13 protein-coding genes and 1 riboswitch are annotated in these 16250 nt (G+C 70.7%); of the genes, 7 read left to right on the top strand and 6 right to left on the bottom strand.

From position 1 onward, the window contains the following. The first annotated feature begins 59 nt into the window (after positions 1 to 59). Entirely contained in the window at positions 60 to 1013 is a 954-nt protein-coding gene (locus ABTV91_RS16955; RefSeq protein WP_433852482.1) for a Nudix family hydrolase, read from the top strand. Here the strand turns inward: ABTV91_RS16955 and ABTV91_RS16950 are convergent. Together ABTV91_RS16950 and metF are read right to left on the bottom strand one after the other, a co-directional pair. Next, complete coding sequence (locus ABTV91_RS16950) at positions 1003 to 1581, bottom strand: DUF4124 domain-containing protein (protein ID WP_433852481.1); 579 nt, start codon at positions 1579 to 1581, stop codon at positions 1003 to 1005. The genes ABTV91_RS16955 and ABTV91_RS16950 overlap by 11 nt on opposite strands. A gap of 139 nt (positions 1582 to 1720) precedes the next feature. Then, entirely contained in the window at positions 1721 to 2551 is an 831-nt protein-coding gene (gene metF, locus ABTV91_RS16945) for a methylenetetrahydrofolate reductase [NAD(P)H] (protein WP_433852480.1), read from the bottom strand. 321 nt (positions 2552 to 2872) lie between these two features. Here metF and ABTV91_RS16940 point away from each other — a divergent pair, with 321 nt between their 5' ends. The 3 genes from ABTV91_RS16940 to vapC all read left to right on the top strand — a co-directional run bounded on the left by ABTV91_RS16940 (position 2873) and on the right by vapC (position 4087). Then, positions 2873 to 3427 (top strand): DUF3228 family protein, encoded by a 555-nt coding sequence (locus tag ABTV91_RS16940; protein ID WP_433852479.1) that lies wholly within the window; start codon positions 2873 to 2875, stop codon positions 3425 to 3427. Between the two features lie 68 nt (positions 3428 to 3495). Next, positions 3496 to 3699, top strand: a complete 204-nt coding sequence (locus ABTV91_RS16935; RefSeq protein WP_433852478.1) for a type II toxin-antitoxin system VapB family antitoxin — start codon at positions 3496 to 3498, stop codon at positions 3697 to 3699. Then, positions 3686 to 4087, top strand: a complete 402-nt coding sequence (gene vapC / locus ABTV91_RS16930) for a type II toxin-antitoxin system VapC family toxin (protein ID WP_433852477.1) — start codon at positions 3686 to 3688, stop codon at positions 4085 to 4087. Before ABTV91_RS16935 ends, vapC begins: the two co-directional genes overlap by 14 nt. 44 nt (positions 4088 to 4131) lie before the next feature. Here vapC and ABTV91_RS16925 read toward each other — a convergent pair whose 3' ends face one another. The 3 genes from ABTV91_RS16925 to ahcY all read right to left on the bottom strand — a co-directional run bounded on the left by ABTV91_RS16925 (position 4132) and on the right by ahcY (position 7073). After that, the gene (locus tag ABTV91_RS16925; RefSeq protein WP_433852476.1) at positions 4132 to 4596 is read right to left on the bottom strand and encodes a GNAT family N-acetyltransferase; all 465 of its coding nucleotides are present in this window, start codon (positions 4594 to 4596) and stop codon (positions 4132 to 4134) included. Positions 4597 to 4648: 52 nt separating this feature from the next. Then, on the bottom strand, positions 4649 to 5476 hold the full coding sequence (locus tag ABTV91_RS16920) for an alpha/beta hydrolase (RefSeq protein ID WP_433852475.1): 828 nt from the start codon (positions 5474 to 5476) through the stop codon (positions 4649 to 4651). Between the two features lie 151 nt (positions 5477 to 5627). Then, the gene (gene ahcY, locus ABTV91_RS16915) at positions 5628 to 7073 is read right to left on the bottom strand and encodes an adenosylhomocysteinase (protein WP_433852474.1); all 1446 of its coding nucleotides are present in this window, start codon (positions 7071 to 7073) and stop codon (positions 5628 to 5630) included. A gap of 33 nt (positions 7074 to 7106) precedes the next feature. Continuing rightward, a riboswitch (S-adenosyl-L-homocysteine riboswitch) is annotated at positions 7107 to 7212 on the bottom strand. Positions 7213 to 7321: 109 nt separating this feature from the next. On the opposite strand from ahcY, the gene ABTV91_RS16910 reads away from it, so the two are divergent. The 3 genes from ABTV91_RS16910 to ABTV91_RS16900 all read left to right on the top strand — a co-directional run bounded on the left by ABTV91_RS16910 (position 7322) and on the right by ABTV91_RS16900 (position 15634). Next, complete coding sequence (locus tag ABTV91_RS16910; protein ID WP_433852473.1) at positions 7322 to 9823, top strand: S9 family peptidase; 2502 nt, start codon at positions 7322 to 7324, stop codon at positions 9821 to 9823. A gap of 177 nt (positions 9824 to 10000) precedes the next feature. Next, entirely contained in the window at positions 10001 to 12712 is a 2712-nt protein-coding gene (gene ppc / locus ABTV91_RS16905; RefSeq protein ID WP_433852472.1) for a phosphoenolpyruvate carboxylase, read from the top strand. Positions 12713 to 12742: 30 nt separating this feature from the next. Then, complete coding sequence (locus ABTV91_RS16900; RefSeq protein WP_433852471.1) at positions 12743 to 15634, top strand: protein kinase domain-containing protein; 2892 nt, start codon at positions 12743 to 12745, stop codon at positions 15632 to 15634. A 43-nt stretch (positions 15635 to 15677) separates the two neighbouring features. On the opposite strand, the gene ABTV91_RS16895 is transcribed toward ABTV91_RS16900, so the two are convergent. Further along, on the bottom strand, positions 15678 to 16184 hold the full coding sequence (locus ABTV91_RS16895) for an acyl-CoA thioesterase (protein ID WP_433852470.1): 507 nt from the start codon (positions 16182 to 16184) through the stop codon (positions 15678 to 15680). Positions 16185 to 16250 lie beyond the last annotated feature (66 nt).

Genomic DNA, 16250 nt, shown 5'->3' with positions numbered 1-16250 from the left:
CGGAAAGGCACGAGCGCAGGCGATTGCGCCGGCCCTCGGGTTTTCGGCATTCTCGGCGCATGACATCTCCGTTGCGTTCCATCCATGTCGTGGCCGCCGTCATCACCGACGCGCGCGGCCGCATCCTGCTCAACCGCCGCACCGGCAACAGCGACATGGCCGGGCTGTGGGAGTTTCCCGGCGGCAAGCGCGAGCCGGGCGAGACGTCCGAACAGGCACTGGTGCGCGAGCTGCACGAGGAGCTTGGCATCGAGGCCGAGATCGGCGACTGGGTGATGGAGGTGCCGCAGCTGTATCCGGACAAGCGCCTGCGCCTGGAAGTGCGGCTGGTGCCGCGCTGGAAGGGGACGGCCCGCGGCCGCGAGGGGCAGGCCATCACCTGGGTGACGCCGGACAAGCTCTGCCGTTATTCGATGCCGCCGGCGGACCTGCCGGTGGTCGCCGCGCTGCGCCAGGCCGACCGCTACCTGGTCACGCCCGAGCCGGTGGCCGGCGCCGCGGCCTGGCTGGACGGGCTGGCCGCCGCGGTCGAGGGCGGCATCCGCCGCGTGCAACTGCGCACGCCGCAGGCCGGCGAACGCGTGGCGCTGGCGCGCGATGCGGTGGAGCGCGTCGGCCGCCAGGCCGAGCTGCTGCTCAACCGCGACATCGCGCTGGCGAAGGAACTGGGCGTGGGCGTGCACCTGGGCAGCGAACAGCTGCTGCAGCTGGACCGGCGCCCGGTGTCCGACAGCGTGCTGGTGGGCGCGTCCTGCCACGACCTGGCGCAGCTGCAGGCGGCGCAGCGGCTGGGCTGCGACTTCGCCGTGCTCGGCCCGGTACGTGCCACCGCCAGCCATCCCGGCGCCGCGCCACTGGGGTGGGAGGCGTTCGAACGGCTGCGCGAGCAGGTATCGCTGCCGATCTACGCCATCGGCGGCGTGGCCGCGCAGGACATCGCCACCGCGCGCGGCCATGGCGCGCAGGGCGTGGCGGCGATCCGCGCGCTGTGGCCGGAACCGGTCACAGGCTGATCCAGAAACAGTTGTACTGCCGGCGCAGTTTCAGCAGCGTGCGCGACGGCGTGGCGCTGCGGCCCAGGGTCTGTTCCAGCCGCAGCGCGACCGGGCGCGGGCGCAGCGCCGGGACGTTGCTGATCATGATCGGGCCGAAGGCGCCGGTGCCGGCGTCCTCGGTTTCCACCGGCTCCAGCGCCGGATCGTCCGGGAATACCGGCGCGATATCCACCAGCGGCCGCTGCACGATCGCATCCAGCCGGTCCATCACCCGCGTGGCCGCGGCGCTGGACAGCCCGTTCCAGAAATAGATGCCGGACAGCCGGTTGGCGTCGCGCGCGTCCGCCGCCGAACGGATCTGCGCCACCACCTCGCTGAGCCGGCGCGCGCAGGTATCGCGGTACAGGCCGCCGGTGCCCGCGGCACGCGCCTCGGGCAGCAGGCGCACGCTTGCGCCCATCGCCGCGCAGGACCTGTCGCCGTATACCGTCCGGCCCTGCGCGTCGGTGCAGCGGTTGACATGCTGCGCCTGCGCGGTGCTGGCACACAGTGCGGCGGAGAGGACGAGAAGCGGCAGGCATCGCATCGGCCAAGCGTAACCGGTGGAGCACATGCTGGCGCGTGATGGCGCCTGCGCTGTTCCCCGCGCGACGGCCTGTCCATGTGTGGAGATCCAGAGGGGCAAGCAGCGCGCGGGCCGGCGTGCGCTGCCGCGCGGGCGCGGATCAGCCGCGGCCGATCCGCTGCAGCACCGCGCTGGTCGGCTTGGCCAGGTTGAGCGTGTAGAAGTGCAGCGAGGGCGCGCCGCCGGCGATCAGGCGTTCGCACAGCGCCGCGACCACGTCGGCGCCGAACGCGCGCACCGACTCGGCATCGTCGCCGTAGGCCTGCATGCGCTTGGCGATCCAGCGCGGGATTTCCGCGCCGCACTGCTCGGAGAAGCGGCGCAGCTGGCTGAAGTTGGAGATCGGCATCACTCCCGGGATGATCGGTACCTCCACGCCCAGGCGCCTGGCCGCATCGACGAAATGGAAGTAGGCGTCGGCGTTGTAGAAATACTGGGTAATGGCGGCATCGGCGCCGGCATCGATCTTGGTCTTGAAGTGGCGCAGGTCGGCCAGCGCGTCGTTGGCCTGCGGGTGCGTTTCCGGGTAGGCGCCGACCTCGATGCGGAACGCGTCGCCATGTTCGGCGCGGATGAAGGCGATCAGCTCAGAGGCGTAGCGCAGGTCGCCGGGAAAGCCCATGCCCGAGGGCAGGTCGCCGCGCAGGGCGACGATGCGCTGCACGCCGATGGCGCGGTACAGCTTGAGCAGTTCGCGGATCTCCTCGCGGGTGCCGCCCACGCAGGACAGGTGAGGTGCGGCCTGCAGGCCGTGGTGCTGGTTGAGGTGGCGCACCGTCTCGGAGGTGTAGCTCAACGTCGAGCCGCCGGCGCCGAAGGTGCAGGACACGTATTCCGGCGCGTAGGTCTTGAGCCTGCTCGCGGTACGGTCCAGCTGCGCGCGCTGGTCGTCGGTCTTGGGCGGGTAGAACTCGAAGCTGAGCGCGGTCATGGCGGGCTGTGGGATGGGTTCGGACTGAATTATATCTCTCCATCAAGATGGATGTGCAATCGTTTCGAGTGTGACGGGGTGCCAGGCGCGCGCGCCAGCCCGGCTTGCGGCATGCGGTGAGCCGGATATCCAGCAATCGCGACGGCCTGCGCTTGGCGCGGGGTGGGCAGAGATCACGATCAGCCGCGCGTTCCGCGTCTGGGGCGTGTGGGATGACGCAGAACGGGTGCTTCCGTATCCGGCACTTTGCGGGCCTGTGACCTGCATGCCCAGTCATGGCGCGATGGCCGACAATGGCCGGGTTTCCCGAACGACCCGGCCATGTCCATCTTCCTCACCCCCTTCGCCCGCACCCGCCTGTTCCCGCGCACGCCGCGCCCGAACACGATCCGCGACTGCACGCCCGAGCAGTTCGAGCAGCACCTCAACGAACACGAACCGCTGAAGGTGCTCGACGGCTACGCGCCGTTCTGCAAGCTGCACGTGCACCGCAACTGGACGTCCACGCGCTGCCTGACCGTGCCGGTCACCGACGGCAACCGCCATCTGCTGCGCTCGGCCTACGAGGCGCGCACGCGCGAGGAACTGCCGGTGCTGGTGCGCTGGTTCGAGGGCGTGGAGCCGCCGGTGGCCGATTACCTGGTCGTCATCCTCTACAGCCGCGAGCAGCTGGCGAAGGAGGGATCGCCCATCGACGCCGACTGGGGCGTGGTCGGTTGCCTGTACACCGCCGAGCCGGCGGAAATCCCGATGGCGCCGATCACGATGATGCGCAACGCGCTGGGCGTGGAGGAAGGCGGCTCGGGCGTGCCCATCGACCGCGACACCTACCGCCGCGCGGTGGAGTTCTGGGAAGCGAACGCGAACTGGCGCTGAGCGGCCCAGGCTTGCCATCCGGGCCGCCTGGGATAGAATGTGTACGAATTACCGAGTAATTACACATCATGCGTACCAATATCGTCATCGACGACCAGCTCATGCAGGACACCCTCAAGGCTACCGGCTTGCGCACCAAGCGCGAGGCCGTGGAACTGGGATTGCGGACGTTGCTTCGCCTCCGGCAGCAGGCCGAGATCCGCCACCTGCGCGGGGGGCTGGCCTGGGAGGGTGATCTGGAGCGGATGAGAACCGACCGTGATCCTCGTTGATTCAAGTGTCTGGATCGATTACTTCCGGGGCGTGAAGAATCCCCAGACCGACACGCTGGACGGTTTGCTCGCATCAGAGCCGGTGGCGGTAGGCGACCTGATGCTGGCCGAAGTCCTGCAGGGCTTCGGTTCGGAGCGCGACTTCAACCGGGCAAAGGCTGTTTTGACGAATCTGGAGCAGGTCCACATAGGCGGCACCGAACTGGCAGTGCAGGCCGCCCGTAACTTCCGCACGCTTCGTGGTCTCGGTGTGACGGTGCGCAAGACCATCGACGTCCTCATTGCTACGCGCTGCATCGAGGACGACCTGTTACTGCTCCACAGCGACCGTGATTTCGATGCCTTCGAGCAGCATCTGGGATTGCGAGTGTTCGGCGCCGGCGGATAGAGAGGCGTGCGCATGCACGTTCCCCAAGGTATCGGACTGCGGTCTCAGGGGCCTTCGCGGTAATCGATGGCCAGGCGCAGCATGTCGCGGTGCTGGATGCCGTGCTCGATGATCGCCTCGTCGTAGTGGCGCAGGAAGAAGTCGCGCTCCACCTGGAACACGCGGAAGCCGTGCCGCTGGTAGAAGGCCAGCTGGTAGCCGAAGGTACCGGTGCCGACTTCCAGCCGCTCCGCACCTTCGCGCCGATAGGTATCGATCACGTGGGCCAGCAGCCGCGCGCCGATGCCGCGCTGCTGCCGTGCCGGATCGACGGCGATGTTCATCAGTTCGTGGCGGCCCGGCCCCAGCGGCACGACCGCGCAGACGCCGGCGATGCCGCCGTCCAGCAGCGCGGCGAAGCAGCGCGTGGCGGGCAGGTAGGCGCGCACCTTCCGCTCCGAGGGATCGGCCAGCAGGAGCAGCGCCATCGGCGCTTCGGCGGAGGGTATTTCGCGGATGGATGCGGACATGCGCGTCGTGGGTCTACTGGCGCGGCGGGTTCCGGTGGCGTTCCAGGATGGATCAGCGGTTGTCGCCGCTGGAGGCCGGCACTGCCGGATACATGCGCTCGATCGCCATCGCTTCCAGCGCGTTGTAGATCGTGTCGTGGCGCAGGTCCGGGCGCGGCATGGCCTGCCATTGCAGGCCGGGCAGGGCGGCGCGTTCCAAGGTATCCGACAGCGCCTGCGCATGCGGGCCGATGTTGTCCTCGTCGCCCCAGGCCAGCAGTACACGGCCCTTCAACCCGGGCATGCCCCGCAGCCGCTCGCCGGCGCCGCGGGCGAGCGCCGCGTCGTTCCACCACAGGCTCGGGCTGAAGGCGATCCAGGTGTCGAACAGCTGCGGCTGCTCGAACAGGGTTTCGACGATGAACAACCCGGCCAGCGATTCGCCGATGATGCCGCGCGCCTCCGTGGTGCGGTAACGGCGTTCGATCTCGGGCACCAGCTCCTCGGCGATGAAGGCGCGGAAGGCGGCCGACCCGCCGACCACCGGCGCGATGCGGCGGTCGCTGTCCACGTCGGTCGGGCTGGTCATGTCGCGGCGGCGCTGGGTGTTCTCGATGCCGACCACCAGCAGCGGCGCGATGCGGCCGGCGCGGATGCCGGCATCGACCGTGGCGGCCACATGCGGGAAGTCCTCGGCGATGCCGCCATCGGGCATGTACAGCACCGGATGCGCCGACGCCGCGTCGGCCGGCGGCAGGTAGACGTTGATGGTGCGCGCCTCCTGCAACCGCTGCGACTGGATGACGAAGCTTTCGTGCGCAGGCGCCCCCCGCTGCGCATTGCTGGTGCCGGGCAGCACCGCCATCAGCAGGGCCGCAATGGCCGGGAGCATCGGTTTCATCGTCGTCTTCATGGGGCGGGTGCGCAGCGTAGCAGGCGCGCATGGGAGGAACGAGAAGCGGATTCCGGCGCAGGCCTTCTTCCCGCGGCGCATGTAAAACGGGCGCCTCGCGGCGCCCGTCTGCTGTTGCACGCAATGACCGGCAGGCCGATCAGTAGCGGTAGTGCTCCGGCTTGAACGGGCCGTCCACCGGCACGCCGAGGTAGTCGGCCTGTTCCTGGGTCAGGGTGGTCAGCTTCACGCCGATCTTTTCCAGGTGCAGGCGCGCCACTTCCTCGTCCAGCTTCTTCGGCAGGCGGTAGACGTCGGCCTTGTAGCTGTCCTTGTTCGCCCACAGGTCGATCTGCGCCAGGGTCTGGTTGGCGAAGCTGTTGGACATCACGAAGCTCGGGTGGCCGGTGGCGCAGCCCAGGTTGACCAGGCGGCCTTCGGCCAGCAGGAAGATCGCATTGCCGTTCGGGAAGACGTACTTGTCCACCTGCGGCTTGATGTTGATGTGCTGCACGCCCGGGAACTTCACCAGCGCATCGACCTGGATCTCGTTGTCGAAGTGGCCGATGTTGCAGACGATGGCCTGGTCCTTCATCGCGCTCAGGTGCTCGATGCGGATGATGTCCTTGTTGCCGGTGGTGGTGACGTAGATGTCGGCGCGGCCCAGGGTGGATTCGATGGTGTTGACCTCGAAGCCTTCCATCGCCGCCTGCAGCGCGCAGATCGGGTCGATTTCGGTGACCACCACGCGCGCGCCGTAGGCGCGCAGCGAGTGCGCCGAGCCCTTGCCGACGTCGCCGTAGCCGCAGACCACCGCGACCTTGCCGGCCAGCATCACGTCCATCGCGCGCTTCAGGCCGTCGGCCAGCGATTCGCGGCAGCCGTACAGGTTGTCGAACTTGCTCTTGGTGACCGAGTCGTTGACGTTGATCGCCGGGACCAGCAGGGTGCCGGCTTCGGCCAGCTGGTACAGGCGGTGCACGCCGGTGGTGGTCTCTTCGGACACGCCCTTCCAGTCCTTGACCACGCGGGTCCAGTAGCCCGGGCGCTCGGCGTGCACGCGCTTGAGCAGGTTCTTGATGACCTGCTCTTCGTGCGAGCTCGAGGCGCTGTTCACCCAGTCGCTGCCGTTTTCCAGCTCGTAGCCCTTGTGGATCAGCAGGGTGACGTCGCCGCCGTCGTCCACCACCAGTTCCGGGCCGAGCAGGGTGCCATCGCTTGCCTTGAAGGTCAGCGCCTCCAGGGTGCAGTCCCAGTATTCCTCCAGGGTCTCGCCCTTCCACGCGAACACCGGGGTGCCGGTGGCGGCGATGGCGGCGGCGGCCTGGTCCTGGGTGGAGAAGATGTTGCACGAGGCCCAACGCACGTCGCCGCCGATGTCCTTCAGCGTTTCGATCAGCACCGCGGTCTGGATGGTCATGTGCAGCGAGCCGGTCACTCGCACGCCCTTGAGCGGCTGCGAGGCGGCGTACTTGCGGCGGATCGACATCAGGCCCGGCATCTCGTGCTCGGCGATGTCGATTTCCTTGCGGCCCCAGTCGGCCAGCGAGATGTCGCGGATCTTGTAATCGCCTTCGGTGGAGAAGGTCTTGGCAACAGCGTTCATGTAAGGCTCCGGTGTGGTGCGGGCAGGGCTCGCGTTCGCCGGGCGCCGTTGTTGCATGTGATGCCGTCCGAGCCTGGCCGCCGTGCCGGTCCGGCCCTTGCGGGGGACTTGCACGACGGTCGCAGCGCCCCTCGGACGGGCCGGCGATTATATCGCGGGCCGGCCGGGCCCAACCAAAGGCAGGGGAGCTGGCGGCCGGGGATTGTTAACGTGACCGGTCGATCCAGCCAGAGAGGTCAACCATGACGATGTTCGCTTCCCGCCGCGTCCGGCGGGCTCCGGCGGCGCTGCTGCTGTGCGCTGGCCTGCTGCTGGCCGTGCCGCCGCTGCTGGCCGCCGCCCCGGCCGCCAACGCCCCCGCCGGCGATGCCCAGGGCTACCGCCTGCCGTCGGCCGCGCTACAGGCGGTGGTGGACGCCCCGCGCGCGCCGACCCTGCGCCTGTCGCCGCGCCGCGACTTGGCGGCGATGCTGCAGACCCCGCCGCTGCCGTCCATCGCCCAGGTGGCGCAGCCGGAGCTGAAGCTGGCCGGCCTGCGCATCAACCCCAAGACCTTCTCCGACAGCCGCTTCTCCTTCGGCAGCAAGCTTTGGCTGATCTCCACCGTGGATGGCAAGGAGCAACAGATCAGCGGCCTGCCGCAGCCCTTGTCGGTGGCCTCGCTGGCCTGGTCGCCGGACCAGAAGTACCTGGCCTTCAACCAGGTCGATCCGGCCAGCGGCAGCAACGAACTGTGGCTGGTGGACGTGGCCGCCGGCAGCGCGCGCCGCGTGGCCGAGCGGCTGAACTCGGTGGTCGGCAACGGCTACGCCTGGCTGCCCGGCGGCGACGCGCTGCTGGTGATGCAGCGCCCGGCCGGGCAGGGCGCCGCGCCGGTGGGCGACGGCATCCCGACCGGGCCGGCGGTGCAGCAGACCGAAGCGGGCAAGGGCGTGCGCTCGGTGCGCACCTACCAGGACCTGCTGAAGAACGAGCACGACGCGCGCTTGTTCGAGCATTACCTGCAGGCGCAGCCGGTGCGGGTGGCGATCAACGGCGAGAGCCGGCCGCTGGGCGCGGCCGGCCTCTACCTGGGGCTGTCGTCCTCGCCGGACGGCAACTACCTGCTCAGCCAGCGCGTGGAGCGGCCGTTCTCCTACGCGGTGCCGGTGAGCCGTTTCCCGCGTCGCATCGAGGTGCTGGATGCGCAGGGCCGGGTGGCGCACACGGTGGCGAAGCTGCCGCTGGTGGAAGGCCTGCCGACCGGCAACGACGCGGTGCCGACCGGCGTGCGTTCGATCGGCTGGCGCGCCGACGCGCCGGCCACCCTGGTGTGGGCCGAGGCGCAGGACGGCGGCGATCCGGCGCGCGAGGCGGCGATCCGCGACGCGGTGCTGGTGCAGGCCGCGCCGTTCGACCGGCCGCCGGCGACGCTGGCGCGGCTGGGCTCGCGCTACGCAGGCATCACCTGGGGCCGCGGCGACGTGGCGCTGCTGGACGAATACTGGTGGAAGACCCGCCAGGTGAAGCAGTGGAAGATCGCGCCGGACCACCCGGAGCAGGCGCCGACGCTGCTGTACGCGCGTTCGGAGGACGACCGCTACGGCGATCCGGGCGAACCGCTGCTGCAGCCCGACGACGGCGGCCGCGCGCGCCTGCAGTTCACCGCCGACGGCACCGGCTTCTACCGCGTCGGCGACGGCGCCTCGCCCGAAGGCGACCGCCCGTTCCTGGATCGCGTCGACCTGGCCAGCGGCAAGAGCGAGCGCCTGTTCCATTCGCAGGCGCCGTACTACGAGGCGCCGGTGGCGGTGACCGAGGGCGACGCGCCGCGCGTGCTGTACAGCCGCGAGTCCAACGACGAGCCGTCCAACCTGTATGCGCGCGCGCTCGGCGGCGATGCGGCGCCGGTCGCCCTGACCCACAACGCGCACCCGCTGCCGCAGCTGCGCGGGGTGAAGAAGGAGCAGATCCGCTACAAGCGCAACGATGGCGTCGAGCTCACCGCCGACCTGCTGCTGCCGCCCGGCTACGACCCGAAGAAGGACGGCCCGCGCCCGCTGCTGATGTGGGCCTACCCGGCCGAGTTCAAGTCGGCCGACGACGCCAGCCAGGTCATCGGCTCGCCGCACCGCTTCAACGCGATCAGCTACTGGGGCCCGCAGGCGTTCCTGGCCAAGGGCTACGTGGTGCTCAACAACCCGACCATGCCGATCGTCGGCGAGGGCGACGCCGAGCCCAACGACACCTATGTGCAGCAGCTGGTGGCCAGCGCGCAGGCGGCCGTGGACGAGGTGGTGCGCCGTGGCGTGGCCGACCGCGGCCGCATCGCCGTCGGCGGCCATTCCTATGGCGCGTTCATGACCGCCAACCTGCTCGCGCACACGCGCCTGTTCAAGGCCGGCATCGCGCGCTCGGGCGCCTACAACCGCACGCTGACCCCGTTCGGTTTCCAGGCCGAAGAGCGCAACTACTGGCAGGCGCAGGACACCTACCTGAAGATGTCGCCGTTCAACTACGCTGGCGACATCAAGGACGCGATCCTGTTCATCCATGGCGTGGACGACAACAACTCCGGCACGTTCCCGATGCAGAGCGAGCGCATGTTCGCCGCGGTCAAGGGCCTGGGCGGCAACGCGCGGCTGGTGATGCTGCCCAACGAATCGCACGCCTACCGCGCGCGCGAATCGATCATGACCATGCTCGCCGAAAGTGAGGACTGGCTGGACCGCTGGCTGGCGGCGCCGGCCAGGGACGAAAAAAGGCGCTGACATTCCGGCGTCATCGCATGACCACGACGGGGCGTTCGCGCCCCGTCGTCGTGTCTGCGCGGACAGCGCGCGGACAACATGCAGATGCAACCATTTTCTGCATTGATGCACTGCAAAAACCGTGGGATTTTTCGGTTAGGCTTGGGGCGTTCCCGCTCTTCAGGTCCCGCTTCCCGGATGAACGAGTACCGCAGCAGCGTCGTCTTCGCCACGCCCGATCTGCCCCTGCGCGACGACGTCCGTCGGCTTGGCGCGATGGTCGGCGATCTTCTTTCCGAACAGGTTTCGCCCGCGTTCCTCGATGAGGTGGAGGACGTGCGCACCGCCGCGATCGCGCGCCGCGAGAGCCAGGCGCCGCTGGCCACACTCAGCGCGCAGCTGGCCGGGCGCACGCCGCGCCAGGCCGAGGCGCTGGTGCGTGCGTTCAGCACCTACTTCCAGGTGGTGAACATCGCCGAGCGCGTGCACCGCATCCGCCGCCGCCGCGACTACCAGCGCGCCGGCACCAAGCGCCCGCAGCCCGAAGGCCTGCAGGACGCGCTGCAGCAGCTCAAGGCGCAGGGCGTGACGCTGGAAGAACTGATGCAGTGGCTGCCGCGCATCGACATCGAGCCGGTGTTCACCGCGCACCCGACCGAAGCGGTGCGCCGCGCGCTGCTGGAAAAAGAGCAGCTGATGGTGGCCAGCCTGGTGGACAACCTCGACGGCCAGCGCACGCCGGGCGAACAGGCCGCCGACACCGCGCGCCTGCGCATGGCGCTCACCGCGTCGTGGCAGACCGCCGATTCCTCGCCGGTGCGACCGAGCGTGGAGGACGAGCGCGAGCATGTGGGCTTCTACCTCACCCGCGTGCTGTACCGGGTGATGCCGGTGTTCTACGAATCGCTGGAACAGGCGCTGCTCGACACCTGGGGCCGTAGCCTGCCTCTGCCGCGGCTGGTCCGTTTCGGCACCTGGGTGGGCGGCGACATGGACGGCAACCCCAACGTCGACGCGGCCACCATCGCCGCCACGCTGAACGCGCAGCGCGACGCGGTGCTGGAGCTGTACCAGAAGGACCTGCTCAAGCTCGCCAGCCTGCTCAGCCAGTCCACCGAACTGGTGGCGGTGAGCGACGCGGTGCGCGCGCGGGTGGAGGAGTACCGCGCGCTGCTGCCGCAGGTGCAGTCGCGCCCGCGCCACGCCGACATGCCCTACCGCCTGCTCAACGACCGCATGCGCGCGCGCCTGCAGGCCACGCTCGACGACGCGCCGGGCGCCTACGCATCGCCGGAGGAACTGATCGGCGACATCCAGCTGATCCTCGACAGCCTGGACGCCAACAAGGGCCGCCACGCCGGCTGGTTCTCGGTGCGCCGCCTGCTGTGGCGCGTGCGCACCTTCGGCTTCCACCTGGCGCGGTTGGACGTGCGCCAGGAATCGAGCGTGCATGCGCGCGCGCTGGCCGAAGTGCTGGGCGGGCAGGACGCGTTCGACGCGCTGGACGGCGCCGCGCGTGCACGGCTGCTGTCGCCCTATGCCGCCGGCGAGGCCGCGCTGCCGCGTGGCGCCGACGAGACCGGGCAGCGCCTGGACAAGGTGTTCGCGGCGCTGGCCGACGCGCACCGCCGCCACGGCGCCGATGCGCTGGGCAATTACATCATCTCGATGGCGCATGACCGTGGCGACGTGCTGGCGGTGCTGGCGCTGGCGCGACGCGGCGGCCTGGTCGACGACGGCAACGCGGTGCCGCTGGACATCGCGCCGCTGTTCGAGACGGTGGACGACCTGCGCCGCGGCACCGCGACCCTGCGCGACCTGCTCGCCGACCCGGTGTACCGCGCGCACCTGGCCGCGCGCGGCGACGTGCAGATGGTGATGCTCGGTTATTCGGACAGCGGCAAGGACGGCGGCATCGCCGCCTCGCGCTGGGGCCTGCAGCAGGCGCAGGTGGAGCTGCTCGCCGTCGCCGCCGAACACGGCGTGCGCCTGACCTTCTTCCACGGCCGCGGCGGTTCGATCAGCCGCGGCGGCACCAAGACCACGCACGCGGTGGACGCCTCGCCGCGCGGCAGCATCGACGGCCGCCTGCGCGTCACCGAGCAGGGCGAGGTGATCCACCGCAAGTACGGCATCCGCGCGCTGGCGCTGCGCTCGCTGGAACAGTCGGCCGGCGCGGTGCTGCGCGCCAGCCTGCGCCCGCGCGCGCCCGAACCGCGCGAACGACAGTGGACGCCGGTGATGGACATCGTCGCGGCCGAAAGCGCGCGCCGCTACCGCGCCTTCGTCGGCGACGCGCGGTTCATGGACTACTTCCGCGCCGCCACGCCGATCGACGTGATCGAGCGCATGACCCTCGGCTCGCGGCCGTCGCGCCGGCTCGGCCAGGACGCGGCGCTGTCCAACCTGCGCGCGATCCCGTGGGTATTCGCCTGGAGCCAGGCGCGGGCGGTGATCCCCGGCTGGTTCGGCGTGGGCAGCGGCCTGCAGGCCGCCGCCGACGCGGGCAACGAGGAACGGCTGCGCGAGATGGCGCACGACTGGCCGTTCTTCGCCACCTTCATGGACGACATGGCGATGGTGCTGAGCAAGGGCGACATCCACATCGCCGAGCAGTTCTCGCGCCTGGCCGGGCCGCTGCACGAACGTTTCTTCCCGCTGATCCGCGAGGAACTGGCGCTGACCGCGCACTGGGTCAAGCGCCTGAGCGGGCAGCAGGAGCTGCTGGAGCACGATCCGCGGCTGGCGCTGTCCATCCGCCTGCGCAATCCCTACATCGACCCGATCAGCACCCTGCAGGTGGACCTGCTGCAACGCTGGCGGGAAAGCGGCCGCGAGGACGAGGCGCTGCTGCGCGCGCTGGTGGCCTGCGTGAACGGCGTGTCGCAGGGCGTGCAGAATACCGGCTGACGGCGGCACGCCGGGACGGGAACGGGGACGATGCGCGAAGGGGAGGGGAGCGGTGGCGACGCCGGGCGTTACCACCGGGTCAAGCAGATCGTGCTGCAGGCGCTGGACCTGCAGGACCGCGCGCGCGAGGAGCTGATCGCGCGCGAGGTGGGCGACGACGCGGCGATGGCCGACGAGGTGCGGGCGCTGCTCGCTGGCATGGAGGCCGACCAGACGCTGGTGGTGTCCTTGCGCTCGCCGGGAGTGGCGGCGCCCGACACGGGCCAGGACCTGAGCGGCCAGGAGACCTCGGCCGACGCCGCGCGCGACTACCGCCTGCTGCAGCGCCTGGGCGCCGGCGGCATGGGCGTGGTCTACCTGGCCGAACGCCGCCACGGCGGCTTCGTGCAGAAGGTCGCGCTGAAGCTGCTCAACCCGGTCGCCGAGGCGTCGCCGGAACTGCGCGAGCGCTTCGCCCGCGAGCGCGAGCTGCTGGCGCGGCTGGACCACCCGGGCATCGCGCGCCTGCTCGACGGCGGCATCCTCGCCGACGGCCGTCCGTTCCTGGCGATGGAATACGTCGAAGGCGAGCGGGTGGACGTCCATGCCGCGCGGCTGCCGCTGGACGGGCGCATCGCGCTGTTCGTCAAGGTGTGCGAGGCGGTGGCCGAAGCGCACCGTTGCCTGGTCATCCACCGCGACCTCAAGCCGGCCAACATCCTGGTCGACGCGCGCGGCCAGCCGCGGCTGCTGGATTTCGGCATCGCCCGCCTGATCGACGAGGACAGCGCGATGGGCGGCGACACCCGTACCGGCCAGCACGCCCTGACCCTGGCCTACGCCAGCCCCGAGCAGCTCGCCTGCCAGCCGCTCACCACCGCCACCGACGTCTATTCGCTGGGCGCGGTGCTGTACCAGCTGGTCTGTGGGCAGCTGCCGTTCGCCGACATCGACAACCCGGCCGGCCTGTACAACGCCATCGCCAATACCGACGTGCCGCCGCCCAGCCGGCGGCTGCGGCGTGATGGCGAACCGCGCGCGCAGGGTCGCGCAGTGCCGGCCGACATCGACGCGATCGTGCTCAAGGCGCTGCGCAAGGAACCGGACCTTCGCTACGCTTCGGTCGCGGCGCTGGCCGAGGACCTGCGCCGCTATCTGGCCCATCGCCCGGTCAGCGCGCGGGCCGGCGAGCGCGGCTACCGCGCGCGGCGTTTCCTGCGCCGCAACGCCTGGCCGCTGGCCGCCGCCGCGCTGGTGCTGCTGTCGGTGCTGGGCGGCCTGCTGGCCTCGGTGCTGGCGCTGCGCGAGGCGCGGGCGCAGCAGGCGCTGGCCGAAAGGCGCGGCCACGACCTGCAGCGGCTCACCGATTTCCAGCAGGCGATGCTGGAGAGCGTGGACATCGACGCGATGGGCCATGCCATGACCGACGCCCAGCAGCGCAAGGTGCTGGAGGTGCTGGCCAGGCAGGCGCCGGGGCAGCCGCTGGAGGCGCGCCTGCGCCAGGCGTTTGCGCAGGTGGGCGCGCCGAGCATCGCCCGCGATGCGCTGGACCAGCAGGTCGTCTCGCACGCGCTGGCGCGGCTGGACGCCGATTTCGCCGACGCGCCGCAGCTGGCGGCCGACATGCGCCAGTCGCTGGCGCGGGTGCTGATCGCCATCGGCCACTATCCGCACGCGGCCGACGAACTGCGGCGGGTGCTGCAGACGCGCGAAGCGGCGTTGCCGGCCAGCGACGCGCGCGTCGTGTCCGCGCGCATCGACCTGGGCCAGGCGCTGTCGCTGCAGGGCGAACTGGAACCGGCGGCGGAGGCTTTCGAGCGCGCGCTGGCGGCCACGCGCGGCCGGCCCGCGCTGGACCCGCAGCGCCGTGCCGCCCAGGCTGGCGCGGCGCGGGTGCTGGCTGCGCGCGGCGACCCGCAGGCGGCGCTGGCCCGCCAGTCCGCGCTGCGCACGGCGTGGATGGCGGCCCTGCCGGCCGACGATGAAGCCCTGCTGCTGCTGCGCGGCGATTACGCGCGCACGCTGGAGGAACTGGGGCGGCGCGACGAGGGCCGCGCCGAGCTGGAGGTGCTGCTGCCTCTGTACCGCGCCCGTTTCGGGCCGGAATCCAACCGCACGCTGGCGGCCATGGACACCCAGGCCGAACTGCAGTTCGCCTATGCCGACTACGAGCACGCCGCCGCCTTGGCGCGGCAGGTGGCCCAGGTACGCGAACGCCGCCTCGGCGCCGAACATCCTGACACGCTCAAGGCCTGGGGCACGGCCGCCACCAGCCTGGTGCGCCTGGCCGATTCGCCGGAAAGCTACGCCGAAGCCGAGGCGCTGCTCGACCACCTGCTGCGCACGCAGGGGCAGGTGCTGGGCATCGAGCATCCGGCCACGCGCCAGTTCGTCGTGGACAAGATCCGCCTGCTGTCCAAGCAGGACCGCATGCAGGAGGCGATCGCTCTGCAGCGCCGGCACCTGGCCGACTGCCTGCGCGTGCTCGGGCCCGACCATCCCGACACGCTGTTCGCGCGTGGCGGGCTGTCCAGCATGCTCAGCGACCAGCCCGGCGGACTGGACGAGGCGCGGGTCCTGGCAGGGGTGACGCTGGCCGCGATGCGTCGCCAGCTCGGGCCGGAACACCCGCTGGTCACCGCCACCCTGGACCTGACGGGGCGCATCGAGCGCAACGCGGGCAACTGGGAAGCTTCGCGCGACGCCCATGCGCAGGCCCTGGAAATCCGCGCGCGCACGCGCGGCCAGCTCGACGGCCATACCCTGGAAAGCGCGACCCGGCTGTACATCGCGCTGTACAGGCTGCACGACGAGGCCGGCATGCGCGACCTCCGCACCCGTTTCCTCGACCCGCTGCTGGCGCTGGACCCGGCCACCCTCAACGCCAGCCGGCGCAGCCACCGCAGGGCGATCCTGCTCGCGCTGGAGGGACGCTGGGAGTAGCGCGCGGCGCGGGCGCGGCGATGCGCGTCCCGCGTGCGTGCGGTCAGCGGTCCGGCGTGGAGCCGGGCGTGCTCCGGAGCAGCTCCAGGTGCCGCTGCTCCATCTCCTGCCGCAGCTGCCGGCGCAGCTGGGCGGCGGCGAAGCGGCGCTTCTCGTCGCCGGTGCGCGGCTGCAGCGGCGGTACCGGCGTCGGCCTGCCTTCGTCGTCCACCGCCACCATGGTGAAGAAACAGCTGTTGGCGTGGCGCACGCTGCCCTTGCGGATGTCCTCGGCCACCACCTTGATGCCCACTTCCATCGACGAGGTGCCGGTGTAGTTCACCGAGGCCAGGAAAGTGACCAGCTCGCCCACCGCGATCGGCTGGCGGAACGTCACCTGGTCCACCGACAGGGTGACCACGTAGTTGCCGGCATAGCGGCTGGCGCAGGCGTAGGCGACCTGGTCGAGCAGGCGCAGCACCGCGCCGCCATGCACCTTGCCGGAGAAATTCGCCATCTCCGGCGACATCAGCACGGTCATCGACAACTGGTGGGGCGTGGGGTCGGGCATGGGCGGCGCCAGGCTGGGACGGAGCCGCAGGCTACCCCAGCGCGGCAACCGGATGCACGCAGGACC

Source organism: Stenotrophomonas nitritireducens (assembly GCF_050984405.1).
Lineage (GTDB): Bacteria > Pseudomonadota > Gammaproteobacteria > Xanthomonadales > Xanthomonadaceae > Stenotrophomonas > Stenotrophomonas nitritireducens_B.
The sequence above is the reverse complement of the archived record's forward strand: the minus strand, read 5'-3'. Positions and strand labels throughout refer to the sequence as shown.

Bases quoted from the DNA above. Each gene is read 5' to 3' on its own strand.
- ABTV91_RS16955 (WP_433852482.1), top strand. From the start codon at position 60: ATGACATCTCCGTTGCGTTCCATCCATGTCGTGGCCGCCGTCATCACC.
- ABTV91_RS16950 (WP_433852481.1), bottom strand. From the start codon at position 1,581: ATGCGATGCCTGCCGCTTCTCGTCCTCTCCGCCGCACTGTGTGCCAGC.
- metF (WP_433852480.1), bottom strand. From the start codon at position 2,551: ATGACCGCGCTCAGCTTCGAGTTCTACCCGCCCAAGACCGACGACCAG.
- ABTV91_RS16940 (WP_433852479.1), top strand. From the start codon at position 2,873: ATGTCCATCTTCCTCACCCCCTTCGCCCGCACCCGCCTGTTCCCGCGC.
- ABTV91_RS16935 (WP_433852478.1), top strand. From the start codon at position 3,496: ATGCGTACCAATATCGTCATCGACGACCAGCTCATGCAGGACACCCTC.
- ABTV91_RS16925 (WP_433852476.1), bottom strand. From the start codon at position 4,596: ATGTCCGCATCCATCCGCGAAATACCCTCCGCCGAAGCGCCGATGGCG.
- ABTV91_RS16920 (WP_433852475.1), bottom strand. From the start codon at position 5,476: ATGAAACCGATGCTCCCGGCCATTGCGGCCCTGCTGATGGCGGTGCTG.
- ahcY (WP_433852474.1), bottom strand. From the start codon at position 7,073: ATGAACGCTGTTGCCAAGACCTTCTCCACCGAAGGCGATTACAAGATC.
- ABTV91_RS16910 (WP_433852473.1), top strand. From the start codon at position 7,322: ATGTTCGCTTCCCGCCGCGTCCGGCGGGCTCCGGCGGCGCTGCTGCTG.
- ppc (WP_433852472.1), top strand. From the start codon at position 10,001: ATGAACGAGTACCGCAGCAGCGTCGTCTTCGCCACGCCCGATCTGCCC.
- ABTV91_RS16900 (WP_433852471.1), top strand. From the start codon at position 12,743: ATGCGCGAAGGGGAGGGGAGCGGTGGCGACGCCGGGCGTTACCACCGG.
- ABTV91_RS16895 (WP_433852470.1), bottom strand. From the start codon at position 16,184: ATGCCCGACCCCACGCCCCACCAGTTGTCGATGACCGTGCTGATGTCG.